This window comes from Sphingomicrobium lutaoense (assembly GCF_014195685.1).
GTDB lineage: Bacteria > Pseudomonadota > Alphaproteobacteria > Sphingomonadales > Sphingomonadaceae > Sphingomicrobium > Sphingomicrobium lutaoense.
On sequence record NZ_JACICF010000001.1, the window covers coordinates 292,536 to 312,355 of the forward strand.

General features: G+C 62.6%; 17 protein-coding genes and 1 tRNA gene. 9 read left to right on the forward strand and 9 right to left on the reverse strand.

Features of this window, described 5'->3' with window-relative positions:
* Positions 1-73: 73 nt before the first annotated feature.
* Complete coding sequence (locus FHS50_RS01410) at positions 74-250, forward strand: YegP family protein (protein WP_183932562.1); 177 nt, start codon at positions 74-76, stop codon at positions 248-250.
* Positions 251-311: 61 nt separating this feature from the next.
* Here the strand turns inward: FHS50_RS01410 and dcd are convergent, their stop codons facing one another.
* The gene (dcd, locus tag FHS50_RS01415; RefSeq protein ID WP_183932563.1) at positions 312-866 is read right to left on the reverse strand and encodes a dCTP deaminase; all 555 of its coding nucleotides are present in this window, start codon (positions 864-866) and stop codon (positions 312-314) included.
* 119 nt (positions 867-985) lie between these two features.
* Here dcd and FHS50_RS01420 point away from each other — a divergent pair, with 119 nt between their 5' ends.
* A complete protein-coding gene (locus tag FHS50_RS01420; protein WP_183932565.1) occupies positions 986-2,506 on the forward strand; it encodes a replicative DNA helicase in 1,521 nt (506 codons plus the stop codon).
* A 303-nt stretch (positions 2,507-2,809) separates the two neighbouring features.
* Here FHS50_RS01420 and astD read toward each other — a convergent pair whose 3' ends face one another.
* Positions 2,810-4,231, reverse strand: a complete 1,422-nt coding sequence (gene astD, locus FHS50_RS01425) for a succinylglutamate-semialdehyde dehydrogenase (RefSeq protein ID WP_183932567.1) — start codon at positions 4,229-4,231, stop codon at positions 2,810-2,812.
* Between the two features lie 34 nt (positions 4,232-4,265).
* Entirely contained in the window at positions 4,266-5,654 is a 1,389-nt protein-coding gene (locus tag FHS50_RS01430; RefSeq protein WP_183932569.1) for a protein adenylyltransferase SelO family protein, read from the reverse strand.
* A gap of 35 nt (positions 5,655-5,689) precedes the next feature.
* Between FHS50_RS01430 and FHS50_RS01435 the strand changes: the two genes are divergently transcribed.
* Entirely contained in the window at positions 5,690-6,553 is an 864-nt protein-coding gene (locus tag FHS50_RS01435) for an alpha/beta fold hydrolase (protein ID WP_183932570.1), read from the forward strand.
* Positions 6,554-6,610: 57 nt separating this feature from the next.
* Here FHS50_RS01435 and FHS50_RS01440 read toward each other — a convergent pair whose 3' ends face one another.
* From FHS50_RS01440 to FHS50_RS01460, 5 genes are all read right to left on the reverse strand, one after another.
* Positions 6,611-7,087, reverse strand: coding sequence for an outer membrane beta-barrel protein (locus FHS50_RS01440; RefSeq protein WP_246333018.1), 477 nt, complete (start codon positions 7,085-7,087; stop codon positions 6,611-6,613).
* A gap of 125 nt (positions 7,088-7,212) precedes the next feature.
* Positions 7,213-7,806 carry an SCO family protein gene (locus tag FHS50_RS01445; RefSeq protein ID WP_183932573.1) on the reverse strand — a complete coding sequence of 198 codons (594 nt, stop codon included), beginning with the start codon at positions 7,804-7,806 and terminating at the stop codon, positions 7,213-7,215.
* Complete coding sequence (locus FHS50_RS01450) at positions 7,806-8,258, reverse strand: copper chaperone PCu(A)C (RefSeq protein WP_183932575.1); 453 nt, start codon at positions 8,256-8,258, stop codon at positions 7,806-7,808. The genes FHS50_RS01445 and FHS50_RS01450 overlap by 1 nt, the downstream gene beginning before the upstream one ends.
* 32 nt (positions 8,259-8,290) lie before the next feature.
* Positions 8,291-8,830, reverse strand: a complete 540-nt coding sequence (locus FHS50_RS01455) for a GNAT family N-acetyltransferase (RefSeq protein WP_183932577.1) — start codon at positions 8,828-8,830, stop codon at positions 8,291-8,293.
* Between the two features lie 54 nt (positions 8,831-8,884).
* Positions 8,885-8,958: transfer RNA gene (locus tag FHS50_RS01460), tRNA-Cys, on the reverse strand.
* 614 nt (positions 8,959-9,572) lie between these two features.
* Here FHS50_RS01460 and FHS50_RS01465 point away from each other — a divergent pair.
* The 6 genes from FHS50_RS01465 (at position 9,573) to FHS50_RS01490 (ending at position 18,886) form a co-directional block, all read left to right on the forward strand.
* A complete protein-coding gene (locus FHS50_RS01465) occupies positions 9,573-11,186 on the forward strand; it encodes an anti-phage dCTP deaminase (protein WP_183932579.1) in 1,614 nt (537 codons plus the stop codon).
* 387 nt (positions 11,187-11,573) lie between these two features.
* Positions 11,574-12,194, forward strand: coding sequence for a protein-L-isoaspartate O-methyltransferase family protein (locus FHS50_RS01470; RefSeq protein ID WP_183932580.1), 621 nt, complete (start codon positions 11,574-11,576; stop codon positions 12,192-12,194).
* Between the two features lie 25 nt (positions 12,195-12,219).
* Positions 12,220-13,698: a TolC family outer membrane protein gene (locus FHS50_RS01475; RefSeq protein ID WP_183932582.1), complete on the forward strand. Its 1,479-nt coding sequence runs from the start codon at positions 12,220-12,222 to the stop codon at positions 13,696-13,698.
* 14 nt (positions 13,699-13,712) lie between these two features.
* Positions 13,713-14,156, forward strand: coding sequence for a DUF2497 domain-containing protein (locus FHS50_RS01480; RefSeq protein WP_183932583.1), 444 nt, complete (start codon positions 13,713-13,715; stop codon positions 14,154-14,156).
* A gap of 37 nt (positions 14,157-14,193) precedes the next feature.
* Positions 14,194-16,230, forward strand: a complete 2,037-nt coding sequence (locus FHS50_RS01485; RefSeq protein ID WP_183932584.1) for an alpha/beta hydrolase family protein — start codon at positions 14,194-14,196, stop codon at positions 16,228-16,230.
* A 40-nt stretch (positions 16,231-16,270) separates the two neighbouring features.
* Positions 16,271-18,886, forward strand: coding sequence for a valine--tRNA ligase (locus FHS50_RS01490; protein ID WP_183932586.1), 2,616 nt, complete (start codon positions 16,271-16,273; stop codon positions 18,884-18,886).
* Here the strand turns inward: FHS50_RS01490 and FHS50_RS01495 are convergent.
* Complete coding sequence (locus FHS50_RS01495; RefSeq protein ID WP_183932587.1) at positions 18,883-19,767, reverse strand: YegS/Rv2252/BmrU family lipid kinase; 885 nt, start codon at positions 19,765-19,767, stop codon at positions 18,883-18,885. The genes FHS50_RS01490 and FHS50_RS01495 overlap by 4 nt on opposite strands.
* Positions 19,768-19,820 lie beyond the last annotated feature (53 nt).

Sequence of the window (19,820 nt, forward strand, 5' to 3'; positions counted from 1 at the left end):
TGGGCCCCGCCGGTTGACGGTCGGGAATGCGGCTGACAGGGTGCCACCATCAACATCAACGGGGAGGAAATGGATGCCGCACAAGTTCGTGATCAGCAAGGACAAGCGCGGGGAGTTCCGCGTTTCGTTCAACTATAACAGCGAGAAGATTTTCTGGACCGAAGGCTACAGCTCCAAGTCCAGCGCGAAGAATGCGATCGAATCGATCTTAAAGAACGGCCCGGGCGCCGAAGTCGTCGACGAAAGCTGACGGGAAAAGCCTCGAAAAGTAAGGCGTTGGGCTCCGGTTTTCCGGAGCCTTTTCTTTTGCCCTAGAGCCTTGGCAGCGTGACCCCGCGCTGCCCCATATATTTGCCCGCCCGGTCCTTGTAGCTCGTCTCGCACCGCTCGTTCCCCTTGAGAAAGAGGAACTGGCACGCACCCTCGTTGGCGTAAATCTTGGCAGGAAGCGGCGTGGTGTTCGAAAACTCCAGCGTCACATGTCCCTCCCAGCCGGGTTCGAGCGGCGTGACATTGACGATGATCCCGCACCGCGCATAGGTCGATTTGCCAAGGCAGATCACCAGCACGTCCTCGGGCACGCGGAAATATTCGACCGTCCGAGCCAGCGCAAAGCTGTTGGGCGGGATGATGCAGCAATCGGTCTGCTTGTCGACAAAGCTGTTCGACGCGAAATTCTTGGGATCGACCACCGCGGAATCGATATTGGTGAAGATCTTGAACTCGTCTGCGACCCGCGCGTCATAGCCATAGCTCGACAGGCCGTAGCTGATATTGCCTTCGCGCCGCTGCGCCTCGACGAACGGTTCGATCATGCCGTGCTGCTTGGACTGCTCGCGAATCCACTTGTCGGAAAGAATGCTCATGGCGCTTGGTGTGCCGCCTAAAAACTGTCCACGCAATCCTTCGACTTATCCACAGCGCGTCCACGAAAAATTTTAAATCGGCACGCACGGCCCGCGCTTTTGCTATAGAAGATCGTCCCATGGCCGAAGTGATTCAGATTGGCGAGGGCGGGGGCCCCGACGCGACGCAGCATCTCCCACAGAATATCGAGGCGGAAGCCGCGCTTCTGGGCGCGCTGATGATCGACAACCGCCTGGTCGAGGACGTGCAGATGAAGCTGCGCGCCGAACATTTCTTCGAACCGTTGCACGGCCGCATCTACGACGCGATCCTCAAGATGAACGATCGCAACATGGTCGCCAATCCGGTGACCCTCAAACCGCTGTTCGAGGCCGACGAGGCGATGAAGGAAGTCGGCGGCACCGGCTATCTCGCCACTCTCACCGGCTCGGGGGCGAGCGTCATCGGCGCGCGCGATTTCGCCAACCAGGTCTATGATCTCGCGCTCCTGCGCGCATTGGTCGATGTCGGCCGTGACATGGTCGAAGGCGCGCTCGACACCTCCGAGGACATCTCCCCGCTCCAGCAGGTCGAGGAAGCCGAAAGCGCGCTTTATCGCGTCGCCGAGGAAGGCGGCGCCGAAGGCAAGGCCAAAAGCTTCGGCGAAGCTACCAAGCTCGCGGTCGAGATGGCCGAACGCGCCCTCAATTCGGGCGGGCATCTGTCGGGCATCACCACCGGCATCGAAGGCGTCAACGCCAAGATCGGCGGCTTGCACAAGTCCGACCTCACCATCCTCGCGGGGCGTCCCGGCATGGGCAAGACCTCGCTCGCCACCAACTTCGCCTTCAACGCGGCGCAGCGCTGGGTGCAGGACCATGCCGACGGCATCGATCCGGCGAAAAGCGTCGGCGCTCCGGTCGCTTTCTTCAGCCTGGAAATGTCGGCGGACCAGCTGGCCACGCGTATCCTCGCCGAACAGTCGGGAATCAGCTCGGAAAATCTCCGCATGGGCAAGATTTCCAAGCAGGAATTCCAGAGCCTCGCCCGCGCCGCCGGGGAATTGTCGACGCTCCCGCTCTATATCGACGATACGCCGGGCCTCACCATCGCCGCGCTCCGCACTCGCGCCCGCCGCCTCAAGCGGCAGAAGGGCATCGGCATGGTCGTGGTCGACTATCTCCAGCTGCTCCAGGGCTCGGGCAAGGGCTCGGCGGGCGACAATCGCGTGCAGGAAATCTCCGAAATCTCGCGCGGTTTGAAACAGCTCGCCAAGGAACTCGACGTGCCGGTGCTGGCGCTCTCGCAGCTCAGCCGTGCGGTCGAGCAGCGCGAAGATAAAAAGCCGATGCTTTCCGACCTTCGCGAATCCGGCTCGATCGAACAGGACGCCGATATCGTGCTGTTCGTCTATCGCGAGGAATATTACGTCAATTCGCGCGAACCCAAGCGCCCGATCGAAGGCGACGACGTCAAGGTCTGGGAAGCGCATGAACAATGGCAGCGCGACATGGAGCGCGTCTACCAGATGGCCGAACTGATCGTCGCCAAACAGCGCCACGGCTCGACCGGCCGGGTGAAGATGAAGTTCGACGCCAACATCACCCGCTTCTCGGACGCACCGCTCGACGACAGCTACGCTCCGGAGCCGCGGGGGTAGTGGCGGCACCAAGGTTAGGGAAATGGCAATGGGCACATAGGCTATCTGGAATTGCCGGCCTCTTAGCCACCGCTTTCCTGGCGCTTATATTTTTCAACGTTTACTTTGGTTTTCGTAGCCCGGACCTTCCGTGGCTAGTCCATGTCGGCGCGTGGGTCATCATGTTGACGCCATTCGTGGCCACCTATTTTGCGACCAGCAATAAGGGCATGGAAACGAGCAAATGGTGGCAGGCGCCTGCGATCGGACTTGGAATACAGCTATGCGCCGTCCTGCTCATGAACGGCGGAGCGTGATCGACCGTCAATCCTCGAGCATGTTGGGATCGCGAAGGCCCTGCCCGATATTGGCGCGGCACAATTCGCTTTCGACGCTGGTCACCGGATAGGCGCAATAGTCGGCGGCATAGAAAGCGCTCGGGCGATGGTTGCCCGAAATGCCCACCCCGCCGAAGGGCGCGGTCGACGGCGCGCCATTGGTCGGCTTGTTCCAGTTGATCACGCCCGCGCGCACATTGGCCCAGAACTTGTCATAATATTCGGGCGTGCGCGTCAGGACGCTCGCTGCCAGCCCGAAGCGCGTGCGATTGGCCTCGTCGATCGCTTCGTCGAAATCGCGCACCCGGATCAGCTGCAGCACCGGCCCGAAGATTTCCTCGTCGGGGCGGTTCTTTACATTGGTAACGTCGATGATCGCAGGGGTGAGATAGGGCCGTTCCTCGTAAGGACGGTCGAGCCTGCGGATGGGGGTGCCGCCCTTCATCATCAGGTTCATATATTGATCCTGCACCATGTCGGCCGCCTCATTGTCGATCAGCGGCCCCATGAAGGGCTGGGGATCGGCATGGGGATGGTCGACCATGATGCGATCGACCAGTTTGAGCGTTTCCTCGAGGAGCTGTTCATGCCCTTCCTCGGGAACGATGAGGCGACGCGCGCAGGTGCAGCGCTGTCCCGCCGACAGGAAGGCCGACTGGGTGATGATCGCGGCGGCGGCATGAATGTCCTTCATGTCCCAGGCGACCAGCGGATTGTTGCCCCCCGCCTCGATCGCCAGCAGCTTCTGCGGCGTGTCGGCGAACTGGCGATGAAGGATCTTGCCGACCTTGGCCGAACCGGTGAACAGCAATCCGTCGATGCCCGGATGCGATGCCAGCGCCTTGCCTTCGTCGGGCCCGCCGATCAGCAGGCGGAGAACCCCTTCGGGCACCCCCGCTTCATGGAAACAGTCGACGAGGAAGGCCCCGCTCGCCGGGGTCTTCTCGGATGGCTTGAACACCACCGCATTGCCCGCCAGCAGCGCGGGCACGATATGGCCGTTGGGCAGGTGCGCGGGGAAATTGTAAGGGCCCAGCACCGCGAGCACGCCGTGCGGCTTGTGGCGCACTGCCACCTTGCTCCCCATCGCGGCTTCGGAGGTGCGGTTGGGAGTGCGCTCGGAATAGGCCTTGATCGAGATATCGACCTTGCCCACCACCGCGCCGACTTCGGTCTTGGCTTCCCAGAAAGGCTTGCCCGCCTCGCGCGCGATGAGGTCGGCGAATTCCTGTTCCTTTGCGCGCACCACATTGGCAAAGCGGCGCAGCGTCTCGGCGCGATAGGTGAAGCTGTGGGCGGCCCATTCGGCCCAGCTCTTGCGGGCGATCGCCACTTCCTCGGCGGCATCGCCGATCTCGCCGGTCCAGATTTGCTCGCCCGTTGCCGGTTCAGTTGAAATCAGCGTCATCGCAGCGTGGGCCTCGCAGTTCCGAACCGCATGGTCAAGGCGCTTTTACCATGGCCTCGCCCATCCGTCGCACCGCCGCGATCTTGGCGTCGAGAAGCGACCAGTCGTCGCTCTCGGCGATCGCGTCCCAGATCGCCTCGACTTCCTCGATATGCATGCTGCACGGCTGGGGATCGGACCAATAGGCATGGCTGCGCTCGCCTTGCCGTCCCTCCAGCAAGGCGGCGATCCGGCGAAAGGCCTCGTCGCCATAGGCACCTTCGGAGCCGGGGTCGCGGCCGCCGCGCCAGTCGAAATAGAAACGGTCGATGGTCACGCTTTTCTGCCCCAGCGCGGCAACCATCCACTGCGCCAGCTCGCGGTCTTCCTTCTCGGTAGTTCGTGCCACGCCGAGCCGCCCCAGCATCGCCTCGATCAGCGCCAGGTCGAACCGCCGCGACCAGTCGCCGAGGATCGCTTCGAGCGGTGCCGCCTCGGCGATGAGCGACAGGCAGCCTCCCAGTTGCGCAAGGTCCCAATGGATGGCCTCGGGCTGGCGACCGAAACTGTAGAGCCCCGTTTCATCGAAATAGGCAGCGGTGAATTTCTCGTCCCAGGTGGGCGTGAAACGCCATGGCCCATAATCGAAACTCTCGCCGGTGATCGCGATATTGTCGCTGTTGAGAACGCCATGGACGAAGCCTGCCGCCATATAGCTCGCGGCCAGCCCCGCGGTCGCGCTCGCGACGAGGTCGAACAGTCGCTCGGCCCGCTCGCCCGCCGTCCCCTGCGGCGGCTCGCCATAAAGATGTTCGAGGCAATAATCGGTCAGCGCCTCCAATGCGGCGCGATCCTCCAGAAAGGCCTGCCGCTGGAAATTGCCGATGCGGATATGGCCGTGCGACAACCGCGTCAGAACGCTCGACCGGGTAGGCGAGGGCTCGTCGCCGCGCCACAATTCCTCCCCCGTCTCATAGAGGGCGAAGGTCTTGGAGGTGTTGACCCCCAGGGCCTCGAGCATCTCGGTAGCAAGAATTTCGCGCACCCCGCCCTTCAGGGTCAGCCGCCCGTCGCCCCGGCGGCTCCACGGCGTCTGCCCGCTTCCCTTGGTGCCAAGGTCCAGCAGCCGCCCGTCGGGCCCGCGCAGCTGGGCAAAGAGAAAGCCGCGCCCGTCGCCGAGATCGGGATTGTAATGGCGGAACTGGTGCCCGTGATAGCGCAGCGCGAGCGGGGTCTGGAGATTGTCGGGAAGCGGCGCGAAACGGCCGAAATGCGCCGCCCGCTCCGCTTCAGAGAGGTCACCAAGGCCCAGCGTGGCGGCATGGCGGTGGTTGAAGAAACGCTCCTCGACCTTGGGAAAATCGGCGGCCTCGACCCGATCGTAGAAGGCATCGCCCAGCGTCAGGATGCGCGGGTCGGGACGATAGGGTTGCGATTGCGCCATCGCCCCGCGATAGGGGAGGCGAGAGGAAAGCGATAGTGGCCGACTATAAGGATCGATATTGGAACAGCGCCGACGGCGCGATCAAATTGCATTATCGCGACTATGCCGGCCCGATGGACGGCCCGCCGATCATCTGCATGCCCGGCCTGACGCGCAACGCCCGCGATTTCGAACCCGTCGCCGACCGCTTCGCGGGCGAATGGCGCGTGATCGCGGTGGAGTTTCGCGGTCGCGGCCTGTCGGGCTGGGATCCCGATCCCGAACGCTACGACCCGCCCACCTATGCCGCCGACATATTGAAGCTCCTCGACCAGCTCGGCCTTGCCGACGCGGTCTTCGTCGGCACTTCGCTCGGCGGCATCGTCACCATGCTCTTGAGCGCCACCGACGGCGAACGGATCGCGGGCGCGCTCATCAACGACATCGCGCCCGAACTGCACGAACCGGGCATCGAACGGATCCGCGGCTATGTCGGCAAACAGCCGATCTACGAAAGCTATGCGGTCGCCGCCGCCGCGCTCAAGGAACGCATCGGCGACATCTATCCCCGCTGGGACCTTGCCCAATGGGAAGTCTTCGCCCGCCGCCTCATGCGCGAGGTAAAGGGCGGGGTGCAGTTCGACTATGACCCCCGCATCGCCGACAATGTTTTGAAATCGAGCGAAGCGAGCATGGATGCCTGGCATCTCCTCGGCGGCCTCGCCGAGATCCCCGTGACGATCCTGCGCGGCGAACTCAGCGACCTCTTCACCGAGGAAATGGCCCAGCGCATGCTGAAGGAACTGCCCAGGGCGAAGCTCGCGACCATCCCCGACGTCGGCCACGCGCCGAGCTTCGATGAACCCGAATCGCTCGCCGCGCTCGAAGAACTGCTGAAGCGCGTCCGTGCCGCCCAATGAAAAAGGGGTCGCCCGCTTGAGGGCGGCCCCTTTTCCTTCTCGGATCGGAAATCCCGCTTAGAAGCGGAAGCCCGCACCGATCAGCGTCTGCCAGTAATGAACGTCCAGTTCATAGTCGGCATAGCGCTGTTCGAGCTTGGCATAGCCATTGGTGCCGAGCTTGATCTCGCCGCCCACGCCGAACTTCACGCCGTCGAGCTTGATGTCGAGGACTTCGAGGTTGGTGTAGCCGACGGTGCCGTAAAGCAGCGCGCTCGATCCAACCGGAACGCCGGCACGGGCCGAGATCGCCAGTTCGCGATCGATATCGTCGCTCTTCTGCAGTTCGGCGGTGAAGCCGACGATGGCCTTGTCGCCCGCGGCGAAGTCATAGCCGACTTCGGCGCCATAGGTGAATTCCTCGGTGCCGAAGAGGTCGTCATCGGCGAGGCCGAGCGTCGCGCCGACGCGCGCACCTTCGAACGAAGCGGCGTCCTGCGCCACGGCGGGGGTCGCAACAAATGCTGCGGCAAGCGCGGCCGCACTAACAATCATTTTCACGGAAAAATTCCCTTTACTCTACGATAATCGGGCGCGGGAATGCGCCAGCGGCGGGGCAGGTAGGAATCCCCCTCCCGCTTGTCCACACCCGGGCGACGATTTTTTTGCCCTCGGCCTGGTCAGCTGCTGGCCAACCGCTCCAGCTTGGCGAGCGCCGCTTCGCGCCCCTCCTCGCTCGTCAGCGTCCCGATGAAGCGCCCCTCGCTGTCCATCAGGAACACCGCCGCGCTATGATCGACGCTATAGCCGCCTTCGCCGTCGGGTACTTTCTCGCTATGCACCGCGAACTGCTTCTTGACCGCCCCGATCTGCGCCTCGCTCCCGGTCAGCCCGATCACCGGCGTATCGAACAGCCTCGCATATTCGCCCACTTCGGAAGGCCCGTCGCGCTCGGGATCGACCGTGATGAAAAGGATGTCGAAAGCATCCTCGCCCACTTCGCGCCGCAGCTTCGCCAGCCGCGCCAGCGTCGTCGGACAGACATCGGGACAATGGGTAAAGCCGAAGAATACCGCGTGCGGCCGCCCCTCGAGCGAAGCGCTGCGGAACGGCTCGCCATCGCTTGCCACCAGCTCATATTCCCCGCCGATGCTCGACTGGAAATCCATCGCGCTTTCGGTCGGCTCGGGCTGGTTGATCCACATGAGGCCCGCGCCGACCGCCACCGCGGCCACCAGCGCCCAAAGGATCATGCGAACGGTCGAAAGGCTCATCAACGGGCTCCCGCTTCTTCGATGGATATGGTCAGTTCAAGGTCCGGCCCGTCCTCGAAGGACAGCATGACCGGCAGCTGCTCTCCTGCCGCAAGAGACCGCTCGAGGCCGGACAGCATGAGGTGCAGCCCGCCCGGCGCAAAGTCGATGTTTCGCCCGGGAGCGATCTCGACCCGCTCGACAGGCCGCATCCGCGCCACGCCATTTTCCTCGCGGCTTTCGTGCAGGCCCACCGATGCGGCGAGGGGAGAGGATGCCCCCGTCAGCACCGCCGGACAGTCGCCTTGGTTGGAGAGGCGGAAATAGGCCGCGCCCATCGCCTGCGCGGTGAGGCTTTCGCGCGCCCAGCCCTCACTCGCCACGGGCCGGGCGGCTTCGCAATCGACAACCCCGCCAGTCGAACAGGCCGCAAGCGCGAAGCAGGCACCGTAAAGAGAAGCAAGCCGAAACATGGCCGCGCGCCTAGCGCAGCCACACGCAGGCATCAATGCGGCGCTGACGGCCTCTCCAACTCCAGCCGCATCATGATGTCCCGCTGCACATCCTTCCCGATGGTGAAGCTGTGGACACCAAAGGGCTCGAATCCCTGCCGCTCGTAAAATCGGATCGCCTTGGGATTATCTTCCCACACGCCCAGCCAGATCGCCTCAATCCCCTCGTCGCGGGCAATGCCGAGCGCAAAATCGAACAGCGCCTTGCCCACGCCCGCGCCCTGGAAGGCGCCATCGACATAGATCCGCTCGATCTCGAGCGTCCGGCCCGCCACCTTCTCGGTCTGCGCCTCGTCCATGTTCAGCTTGAGATAGCCCGCCACTTCGCCGTCGACGCGGGCGAAGAAGAAATGCGACCCCACCGCCCCGATCTCGCCGAGGAGCTGCGCCTCGGCAAAGGCCTTCTCCAGATAGTCGGCAAAATCCTCGGGATCGTTCCCGCTTTCGAACGTCTCGATGAACGTCCGTCTCCCGATGGCGGCCAGGACGGCCACATCCTGCGGCCCGACCGCGACGATTTCGACATGCGACATCGCGCCACCGTGAAAGGCGGACGTGCGGGCGTCAAGCAGATGTCGATAGGAGAGTGGAGGCCCGAGCCGGAATCGAACCGGCGTGCAAGGATTTGCAGTCCTCTGCGTAACCACTCCGCCATCGGGCCTCATCGGCAGGAAACTGCGGATCATTGCATATGCCATAACCCGAGTTTGCAGTCTTCTTCGATAAGAGTTTGCAGTTTGAGTGGTATTTCGTTGTGATTTGAGTGGCTGATAGCGACGCGAAATTCACGACGCAAGAGGTTGCGCGATTTAAGAAGTCCGCAACAAAGTGCCCGGCAGAACCTTTCGATGGTATGCGCCAAAAGGTTTTATTGATCCCTTTTAGTGCGCGGCTATACTGTCATCGATTAATGTAAGCGGAGGGTGCAAGTTTGGTGCGTGATTCGAGGCGTTTGAAACGCCCTTCTCATCTGCAAGCCGTTCCTCTCGAAGTCTTGAGTGATTCTCACCGAGAATCAACTCTGCGGCTTTCCAGCTACTTCAGTCTTAGCATCTCCGGATCAGAGTTCCGTACGACTTCAGTCCAGCGCTCATTTTTCTGGAAAGACACGCCCATACGACGAGCCATCCGATCAGCGGTCTCGGCTAGCCTGCGTTCATAAGTATTTGAATCAGCAGTGTGATTGTTCACAGCACGGTCCCCCTTTTGCTTCGATATGTCACGATAAGCATGAAGCGCGCGCTTTTGCAACGGGCCGACTAATAGGAGTTTCGAATGGCGAACGAGCCGAAAGCGAAGACACATCCCGAGCTAGTAATTGGGATAGCGGGTCCGATCGGGATCGACATTGATGCGATGACCGACGAGATCACTCGTGCACTCAAATCGGTTGGATATGACTCTCATCCCATTCGTGTAACTCAATTGATGGAGAAATATGAGGCGCCCGGAGTGAAGAAGGCGAAAAAAGACTATTTTTCGCAAATGAATTACAAAATGGATTACGCAAACAAGCTTTGCGAAGTGGCAGACGACCCCGCTTTTCTCATGCGCGTGGCTGTCCAAGGAATTGCCCAGGTGCGGAGAGCTCAAAATGCCACGAAAGGTCAAAATTCGGCTACTCAAGGTGAAGGTGAGCCCACTGAGGAAGAAGACCCGCAGGTGCTGCCTTCAACGGCATACATTATCCGTCAGTTGAAACGTCCTCAGGAAGTAGAGCTGCTTAGGAAAATATACGGGAAGCTTTTTGTACTGGTGTCTGGTTACGGAAGCGAAGAACACCGTCGTGCCCGGGTTCTTGAGAAGGGCCGATCGACATTGCCAGTGTCAACCAAGCGTCCTGATTTAGAACGAAAAACCGCTGCACTGATTGAACGCGATCACGACGAAGGGTTAAGCAAGCACGCTCAGCATCTCCGTGATACTTTTCACCATGCGGACGTGTTTGTAGACGGCATCAATCGCGATCAGATGAAAACCGGCATTGAGCGCTTTTTTAACGCCTTTTTTGGGCGCGTTGATGTTGGGCCGACAAAATCGGAATATGGTATGTATGCGGCTAAAGCAGCATCACTGCGCTCGACCGATCTTTCTAGGCAAGTGGGTGCTGCTGCATTCACACAAGATGGGGATCTTATTTGCCAAGGATGTAACGAGGTTCCGAAAGCCTTTGGCGGAACATATTGGTATGGCGAAGAGCCTGATTATCGCGATGTTCGTCTAGGCTTTGATCCCAACGACAGTTTGAAAAAAGACGTAATCCGGGACCTTCTTGAAAAGCTAGAAGATGGGGGGCTTCTCTCTGCGGCTATTAAAGACGCAGTTTGGTCCGAAGACTTCGTCGACGAGTTATTGGGACGGGTAGAGAAAGACGCTCAGCATATCGGATGCCTTAAAGATTCTCTGATAACTGCTCTAACTGAATATGGCCGTGTCGTGCATGCCGAAATGGTTGCAATTTGCGACGCAGCGCGTCTCGGGAAGCCGCTGAAGGGGTCGATCCTCTACGTGACTACATTTCCTTGCCATGGCTGCACGAAACACATTCTCGCGGTGGGTATAAAACGTGTCGTGTACATGGAGCCTTATCCAAAGAGCCGTGCTAAAGAGCTTCATTCGCATGAAATTGAGATCGAAAAGTTAAGCGAAAATAAGCTATCATTTCTGCCATTTCTTGGCATTTCTCCGTATCGCTATCGTGACATATTTGAAAAACAATCTCGAAAGACGGGGGGAAAAGCCCGCACATGGTATAGCGAGGATGATGAACCTCGCCCAATGCTACCGATCTCCGATCCGATCTACCTAGAAAACGAAATGCTTGAGGTCGCGAAAATGGGGGGCTCCTTTGGGCCCGCTGGCGATCCAAAACCGCAAATCGATGAGTAACAAATCTGTTGTACAAATATCGGCAACGGGGCTTGCGACCCTGATGTTCTTACGCCTCAATCGTTGCTCATAGGAACGCACAAAAGTTAGCAGTTTGGAGCTCTTTCCTCTGGAGAGAAATTTCCAAGCCTCACGGCAAAAACTGCAAACTATCGCGGAAATCTGGGGATGTGCCCGGCTTTGCAGTCCTCTGCGTAACCACTCCGCCATCGGGCCTCGGAGGTGGAATGGGGCCGTTTGGTCTAGCCCGCCCCCGCTTGTCAACGCACTTGTTTCGACAAAATGCGGTGATCCGCGCTTGGCCTTGCCACCAAGGGCCGATAGAGACGGTTGAAAGCCAACTGTATTAGTGTCATACAACAGCTACGAGAAAAGGGAATGATTGTCATGTCCATGGCATTGCGAAAGGCGATGATCGACAGCCAGCTGCGCCCGCAGGGCGTGTCCGACCGGCGAGTGCTCGATGCCTTCCTCTCGGTCCCGCGCGAGGAATATCTCCCCGAAAATGTCCGCGCGCTGGCCTATCGCGACCGCTCGGTCCCGCTCGGCGATGGCCGTTCGATGCCGGCCGCCGCGGCTCTCGCCAGCCTCATCCAGTCGCTCGATGCCCGCCCGGGCATGTCGGCGCTGGCGATCGGACCGGGCGCTGCCTATGCCGCCGCGCTGCTCGCGCACATGGGCCTCAAGGTCGTCGCGCTCGACGAAAAGAAGCTTTCCGGCCCCACTCCCGAAGGCGCCACCTACCGGACCGGCAACCCTGCCGAGGGGCATGCCGATGCCGGTCCCTATGACCGCATCCTCATTCTCGGCGCGGTCGAGGAACTGACCGATGCCATCTGCGGCCAGCTTGCCGATGGTGGTCGCCTTGCCACCGGCCGCTTCGATCGCGGCGTCACTCGGCTCGCTGCCGGGGGGCGGGTCGATGGCCGGGTCAAGCTTGACGATTTCGCAGACGCACAACTGCCGTTGATCGAACAATTCGCTCGAAAACCGCAATTTGTGTTTTGATGTCCGCGTGACGGGAGGGAGAATCATGTCCACGAGAATGACGATGGCGCTGGCCCTCCTGGCCGCGGCAGCGACCCCTGCCTCGGCCGACACTCTCCAGGAAGCGCTGGCAAAGACCTACGCGACCAATCCCACCCTCAATGCCCAGCGCGAGGCGCTGCAGGCCACCGACGCGGGCGTGGCGATCGCCCGCGCGGGCGGCCGTCCCACCGTCACCGGCAGTGCCAGCCTCACGCGCACGCTCAGCCAGACGGGCTCGCTTACGCGCCAGAGCCTCGGACCCTTCTTCAACAGCAGCGTCGATCTCAACCTGCCGCTTTTCCAGGGCGGCACGGTGCGCAACGACATCAAGGCCGCCAAGGAGCGGGTGCGCGCGGGCCGCGCGACGCTGCGCGCGGTCGAAGGCGACCTCTTCGTCGAAGCGGTGGCCGCTTATATGGACGTGATCCGCGACCGCGCGACGGTCGAACTTAACCGCAACCAGGTCGAGGTACTCTCGACCAATCTGCAGGCGACCAGCGACCGGTTCGAGATCGGCGATTTGACGCGCACCGACGTTGCCCAGTCCGAAGCGCGCCTCCAGCTTGCCCAATCGAGCCTGCTCGCCGCCCAGAGCCGCCTTGCCGCCTCGGTCGAGAATTACCGCCGCGTGATCGGCGACATGCCGGACGATCTTGCCCCGCCGCCGCCGCTTCCCCCGCTCCCCGACAGCGCCGACGAAGCCGTGCGCATCGCGCTCGTCGATAATCCCGATCTTCTCGCCGCGACCCGCCAGGCCGAGGCGGCGGGCTATGACGTGCGTTCGACGCGCGGTTCGCGCTGGCCCACGCTCAGCGCCTTTGCCTCGGGGCAATATCTCAACACGCTCGCGGGCGATGTCGGCTTCAATCCCTTCACGCAGGCAAGCAATCCGCGCAGCGCCACCGCGACCAGCGCGGGCCTGTCGGCGCGGGTGCCCTTCTACCAGGGCGGCTTGCCCTCGGCACGGGTGCGCCGCGCCCGCGCATTGGAAGGGCAGGCACTCGAACAGATCATCGCCACCGAACGTTTCGTCGTCGCCGAGACGCGCTCGGCTTTCGCTGCCTATGAGGCCGCGGTGCAGGCGATCGAGGCAAACGAGGTCGCGGTGCAGGCCAATGCCCTGGCATTGGAAGGCGCCCGGCTCGAAAACAGCATCGGCAGCCGCTCGATCCTCGACGTGCTCAACGCCGAACAGGAATTTCTCAACAGCCGCGTCGCGCTCGTCACCGCGCAGCGCGACGCCTATGTCGCGGGATTCCGCCTTCTGAACGTGATGGGGCAGGCCGAGGCCGCCGACCTCAATCTCGATGCCGGCGCGCTCTACGACCCGCTCGGCAATTACCGCCGCATCGCCAATGACTGGAACGACTGGGCGGGCGAGGGGCGTCACCCGATCGATTCGACTCGTACCGTGCAGCCCCAGGAAGAGCCCGTGCCGCCTCCGCCCGCCATCACGCAGGGCGTGACACAAGGCGATCAATAAGCAATAGAAAGCGCATGAGCGCACCAGGCCAGCCTTCGATGGAAGACATCCTCGCCTCGATCAAGAAAGTGATCGCCGAGGAAAAGGAGTTCCGCCAGTCCGCCCCGCCGGGCCCCGGTGAGGATGACGAGGTGCTCGAACTCGACAGCAGCATGGAACAGCCCCCCGAAGCCGAAGCTGAGGGGGCCGAAGCCTCGTCCGCACCGCCGCCCGCCGCGGGAGACGAGGACGAGGTTCTCCTTGCCGAGGAAGCCGCGGGCACCAGCCGCGCCCGGCTTGATCAACTCGCGGGCATCGCTGCCGAGCGGCCCGAGGCCGCGGCGGGAAATCCGCTCGAGGACATGATCCGCGAGATGCTTCGCCCGGTGCTCAAAGCCTGGCTCGACGAGAAATTGCCGGGCATTGTCGATGAACATGTCCGCCGCGAAATCAGCCGCATCACGGGGCGCAAGCTCTAATCTTTTCCACGCCCTTACTCCCTGCTAGTCAGCGGGCATGAAAAAGCTCATCGCGCTCACCGCGCTCGCCGCCACGACCTTTCTCGTATCGCCCGCCGCCGCCCGGGAAATGACGCCCGAGGATCTGGTGAAGATGAAGCGCATGGGCGCGCCCTCGGTCTCGCCCGACGGGGCCGTCGCACTGTTCAGCCTCTCCTCGGCCAAGGAAGATCTCGCGGGGCGCGAAACCAGCCATCTCCTCCACAGCCTCGAAACCGGCGCGACCGTCGAGGCTTCCGAACTAGACCATTACAAGCCCCGCGGCGCGCGCTTCGGCGGCGATGGCGCGGTCTGGTTCGTCAGCGCCCATTCGGGAACCGACCAGGTCTATCGCATGATGCCCGGCGAGCCTGCGGTGCAGGTCTCGGCACTGGAAGGCGGCTCGATCGACGATTTCGTGCTGGCGCCCAATGTCTCCAGCGTGGTCCTCGTCGCCACCCGTGACATCAAGTGCGCCGACTTCGAATGCGCCAACGTCCCCGCGCCCGAAAAGGGCGACGGCGTGATGGAATATGACGAGATCTTCGTCCGCCACTGGGACAGCTGGGTCGAACCGGGCATGAAATCGCGCCTGTTCGGCTATCGCATCGAGAATGGGAAGATGGTCGGCGGTAAGCCGCTCGATCGCGGCCTCGATGGCAACACCCCCTCGCGTCCCTTCGGCGGGATCGAGGAAATCGACATCGCGCCCGGCGGCGAAGCGGTCTTCTTCGCCCAGCGCGCGGGTGGCCGGACCGAACCCACCTCGACCAATCTCGACATCTATTACGCCCCCATCGACGGCTCGATGGCACCCTACAATCTCACCGCCACCAACAAGGCGCATGACAATCTTCCCGCGGTTTCTCCCGACGGGCAGACCCTGGCCTATGTCGCGATGGCCCGCCCGGGCTACGAAAGCGATCGCCTCGTCGTCCACCTGCGCGACCTCAAGAGCGGCAATGTCCGCGCGCTGACCGCCGACTGGGACGCCAGCGTCGGCTCGCTCGAATGGACCCCCGACAGCCGCGCCCTCATCGTCGGCGTCGGCGAAACGCTCGAACATCCGCTCTACCGCATCGACGTCGCGACCGGACAGCGCACCCGCCTCACCGGCAAGGGCAATGCCAGCAGCCCCGTCGCGCTCCCCGACGGCCGCATCCTCTTCACGATGAACAGCCTCGAAGCGCCGAGCGACCTCTACCTCTACAGCGCCGGCCGCATCGAACAGCGCACCCATGTCAACAAGGCGCTCCTCGACGAGCTCGACCCGATCGAGGTCGAGACCTTCACCTTCAAGGGCGCCGACGGCGACACCGTCTGGGGCTACCGCCTCAAGCCCGCCGACCATGAAGGCAAACTTCCCGTCGCCTTCGTCGTCCACGGCGGCCCGCAGGGCAGCTTCGGCAACCTCTGGTCGAGCCGCTGGAACAGCCGCATGCTCTCCGCCCCCGGCTATGGCGTGGTCTCGATCGATTTCCACGGCTCGACCGGCTACGGCCAGGACTTCACCGACAGCATCAACCAGGACTGGGGCGGCAAGCCCCTCGAAGACCTGAAGCTCGGCCTCGCCCACGCCCTCGAGATGGACGATCAGCTCGCCGGCGACCGTATCTGCGCGCTGGGCGCCAGCTACGGCGGCTACATGATGAACTGGATCGCCGGCAAATGGCCCGAGCGCTTCAACTGCCTCATCAACCACAACGGCCTCTTCGACACGCGCTCCTTCTATTATTCGACCGAGGAGCTCTGGTTCCCCGAGCATGACTTCGGCGGCCCCTATTTCCTCAATCCCGAGAGCTATGAGAAATGGAACCCGGTCAACCATGTCGACCAGTGGCAGACCCCGATGATGGTCGTGCTCGGCCTCAAGGACTATCGCGTTCCCTATTCGCAGGGCCTCGGCGCCTTCACCGCGCTGCAACGCCGCGGCATCCCGTCCAAGCTCCTCGTCTTCCCCGACGAGAACCACTGGGTGCTCAACGGCCGCAACTCGGTCCGCTGGCATCAGGAAGTGTTCGACTGGATGGACCGTTGGACGGCGAAGGATGAATAGCGCGCTTGAAGCCTCCGCTTCCCCCCTGTAGGCGCGCTCCATGACCGAGCTAGCGAAGACTTTCGAACCCGGCCCCATCGAGGCCAAATGGTATCAGCATTGGGAAAAGGGCGGCCTCTTCCGCCCCGACCGACCCGAGGCCGAGCCCTTCACGATCGTCATCCCGCCGCCCAACGTGACGGGCTCGCTGCACATCGGCCATGCGCTCGACAATACGCTGCAGGACATCCTCATCCGCAAGGCGCGGCTCGAGGGCAAGGACGCACTCTGGGTGGTCGGCATGGACCATGCGGGCATCGCCACCCAGATGGTCGTCGAACGCCAGCTCGACCAGCAAGGCGTCAAGCGCACTGACCTCGGCCGCGAGGCCTTCCTCGACAAGGTCTGGCAGTGGAAAGAGGAAAGCGGCGGCACCATCACCCGCCAGCTCCGCCGCCTCGGCGCGAGCTGCGACTGGGAAAATGAACGCTTTACGATGGACGAGGGCTTCTCGCGCGCGGTCCGCAAGGTGTTCGTCGATCTCTACGACCGCGGCCTTCTCTACCGCGACAAGCGGCTGGTGAACTGGGATCCCAAGTTCCAGAGCGCGATTTCCGACCTCGAGGTCGAGACCGCCGAAATGCCCGGCCATTTCTGGCATCTGCGCTATCCGCTCGCCGACGGCTCGGGCGAGATCCATGTCGCCACCACGCGCCCCGAAACCATGCTCGCCGACATGGCGGTCGCGGTCCATCCCGAGGACGAGCGCTATCGCGACATGGTGGGCAAGATGGTGCGCTTGCCGCTCACCGGGCGCGAAGTCCCGATCATCACAGACGAACATGCCGATCCCGAATTGGGCTCGGGCGCGGTGAAGATTACCCCCGGCCACGACTTCAACGATTTCGAGGTGGGCAAGCGCGCCGGCATCGCCCCCGCCGACATGCTCAACATGCTCAATGCCCGCGCCGAGGTCTGCCAGACCGCCGACGGCCTCGTTCCCGAGGCGCTCATCGGCCTCGACCGCTTCGAAGCGCGCAAGCGCGTGGTCGAGATGCTCGAAGCCGAAGGCGCCTTGATCCGCGTCGAGGACCGGCAGATCGCCACGCCCTATGGCGACCGTTCGGGGGTGGTGATCGAACCCTGGCTCACCGACCAATGGTATGTCGATGCCGCCACGCTCGCCAAGCCCGCGCTCGAAGCGGTGCGCTCGGGCGACATCGCGGTGGTCCCCGAGACCTGGAAAAAGACCTGGTACAACTGGCTCGAAAATATCCAGCCCTGGTGCGTCTCGCGCCAGCTCTGGTGGGGCCATCGCATCCCCGCATGGTATGACGATGAAGGCAATGCCTATGTCGCCGAGACCGAAGAGGAAGCTCAGGCCAAGGCAGGCGAGGGCTTGACGCTGCGCCGCGACGAGGACGTGCTCGATACCTGGTTCTCCTCGGCGCTCTGGCCCTTCGCGACGCTCGGCTGGCCCGAACAGACGCGCGAACTGGAGCGCCATTACCCCAATGACGTGCTCGTCTCGGGCTTCGACATAATCTTCTTCTGGGATGCCCGCATGGCGATGCAGGGCTTCGAATTCATGGGCGAGAAACCGTGGAAGAAGCTCTATCTCCACGGGCTGGTGCGCGACAAGCATGGCGCCAAGATGTCCAAGTCCAAGGGCAATACCGTCGATCCCCTGGGCCTCATCGACCGATATGGCGCCGATGCGCTGCGCTTCACGCTCACCGCGATGGAAAGCCAGGGCCGCGACATCAAGCTCGATGAAAAACGGGTCGAGGGCTATCGCAACTTCGCGACCAAGATCTGGAATGCCGCGCGCTTCCTGCAGGGCAATGGCATCGGCGCATCGGACAGCATCGCCGCGCCCAAGGCAGAAAAGGCGGTCAACCGCTGGATCATCGGCGAGGTGGTCGAAACGCTCGCGCGCCTCGAAAAGGCATTTGACGAACTGCGCTTCGACGGCATGGCCGACGCCATCTACCATTTCACCTGGGGCACTTTCTGCGACTGGTATCTCGAACTCATCAAAGGCGAGATGGACGAGGAAACCCGCGCGGTCGCGGCCTGGACCTTCGACCAGATCCTCGTGATGCTTCATCCCTTCATGCCCTTCCTCACCGAGGAATTGTGGCAGGCGATGGGCGCGGGCAGCCGCGACGATTATCCGCTGATTACCGCCCAATGGCCCCAGCCCGAGGCGAAGGTCGACGCAGAGGCCAAGAAAAGCATCGAGAGTGCGATCGCCATGGTGTCCGAGGTCCGCGCGCTCCGCGCCGAACTCAACATCCACTGGTCGAGCCGCTTGACGCTTCACCCGCTCGAAGGCAGCGCGCCCGATGTCGGCGCATCGCTCGACCGCATGGCCAAGGCCGGGTTCGGCGATCCGGTGGACGCTCCCGCGCCCGGCTCGGCGCAGATCGTCGCGGCGGGGCAGGGTTTTGCCGTGCCGCTCGCCGATGCAATCGACCTCGATGCCGAACGCGCACGCCTCAAGAAGGCGGTCGAAGCCGCCGACAAGGAAGTCAAAAGCCTCGCGGGGCGTTTGAACAATCCCAATTTCGTCGAACGGGCCAAGCCCGAAGCGGTCGAAAAGGCGCGTGCCGACCATGCCGAACGCAGCGCCGAGGCCGAGCGGCTGCGCGCCGCGCTTGACCGGCTGGGCTAGGCGGGAACCACTACCCGGACCGCTTGCGGCACCACCTCGACCTTGGCGGGGGTCGAGGCACGGATTTCGCCGTCGATCGAGATGTCGCGCGGCGGATCGGTCTCGATCCAGAATTCGGGAGCTTCGACTTCGATCATCGTGCGCTTCTGCGACTTGAGGTGGAGGAGAACGAGGATCCAATTGAGCGCGAGGCGCCACATGCTCTTTCCCGTGACCGCATCGACGGTGATCCGCGCATCGTCCATCTCGGCTTCCTCGACCAGTTCGACCCCGCCATGGAAGCTGCCATTGGCGATGCGCACTTCGCTGGCATGGGTGACGGTGCGGCTGCCCTCGCTTTCGATCGTCAGGCGGAAGGCGGAAAAGGAAAAGGCGATGCGGATCGCCCAGACGATATAACCGAAGATGCCCAGCCAGCGCTTCAATGCATCGGGAATGGTATCGGCGATCAGCGGCGACAGGCCGATCGCGGCGACATTGGCAAAGGTCTCGCCATTGATGCTGCCGATATCGATCGCCCGGCTCTCGCCCTTGGCGATGACCCTGGCGACGTCCTCCAGCTCGAGCGGCAGGCCGAGGCTGCGGGCAAAGCTGTTGGCCGTACCCATCGGCAGCACCGCCAGCACGCAGTCCTCGCCCTCGAATTCGCCGATGAAGCTCGAGATGGTGCCGTCCCCGCCGCCGACGATCACCATGCCGGCCTTCTTGACCGCCTTGCGAACGGTGGGCCGCAGGTCGTCGCCATTCTCGACCGCATGGCTCTCGATCAGCCGGACGCCCGCCTCCTCGAGCAGGCGGCGTGCTTCCTCATATTGCTCGGCGCCGCGGCGGCTCATGGCATTGACGACGAGGATCGCGTCACGGGAAGGGTTGGCCGTCATTTGCTGCCAACGCCTTTACCCGCCTTTCTTTCCGCGCCTGTATGGCGCTAAAG

Coding starts and splice junctions, on each gene's coding strand:
- FHS50_RS01410 (WP_183932562.1), top strand. CDS start 74: ATGCCGCACAAGTTCGTGATCAGCAAGGACAAGCGCGGGGAGTTCCGC.
- dcd (WP_183932563.1), bottom strand. CDS start 866: ATGAGCATTCTTTCCGACAAGTGGATTCGCGAGCAGTCCAAGCAGCAC.
- FHS50_RS01420 (WP_183932565.1), top strand. CDS start 986: ATGGCCGAAGTGATTCAGATTGGCGAGGGCGGGGGCCCCGACGCGACG.
- astD (WP_183932567.1), bottom strand. CDS start 4,231: ATGACGCTGATTTCAACTGAACCGGCAACGGGCGAGCAAATCTGGACC.
- FHS50_RS01430 (WP_183932569.1), bottom strand. CDS start 5,654: ATGGCGCAATCGCAACCCTATCGTCCCGACCCGCGCATCCTGACGCTG.
- FHS50_RS01440 (WP_246333018.1), bottom strand. CDS start 7,087: ATGATTGTTAGTGCGGCCGCGCTTGCCGCAGCATTTGTTGCGACCCCC.
- FHS50_RS01445 (WP_183932573.1), bottom strand. CDS start 7,806: ATGAGCCTTTCGACCGTTCGCATGATCCTTTGGGCGCTGGTGGCCGCG.
- FHS50_RS01450 (WP_183932575.1), bottom strand. CDS start 8,258: ATGTTTCGGCTTGCTTCTCTTTACGGTGCCTGCTTCGCGCTTGCGGCC.
- FHS50_RS01455 (WP_183932577.1), bottom strand. CDS start 8,830: ATGTCGCATGTCGAAATCGTCGCGGTCGGGCCGCAGGATGTGGCCGTC.
- FHS50_RS01465 (WP_183932579.1), top strand. CDS start 9,573: ATGGCGAACGAGCCGAAAGCGAAGACACATCCCGAGCTAGTAATTGGG.
- FHS50_RS01470 (WP_183932580.1), top strand. CDS start 11,574: ATGTCCATGGCATTGCGAAAGGCGATGATCGACAGCCAGCTGCGCCCG.
- FHS50_RS01475 (WP_183932582.1), top strand. CDS start 12,220: ATGTCCACGAGAATGACGATGGCGCTGGCCCTCCTGGCCGCGGCAGCG.
- FHS50_RS01480 (WP_183932583.1), top strand. CDS start 13,713: ATGAGCGCACCAGGCCAGCCTTCGATGGAAGACATCCTCGCCTCGATC.
- FHS50_RS01485 (WP_183932584.1), top strand. CDS start 14,194: ATGAAAAAGCTCATCGCGCTCACCGCGCTCGCCGCCACGACCTTTCTC.
- FHS50_RS01490 (WP_183932586.1), top strand. CDS start 16,271: ATGACCGAGCTAGCGAAGACTTTCGAACCCGGCCCCATCGAGGCCAAA.
- FHS50_RS01495 (WP_183932587.1), bottom strand. CDS start 19,767: ATGACGGCCAACCCTTCCCGTGACGCGATCCTCGTCGTCAATGCCATG.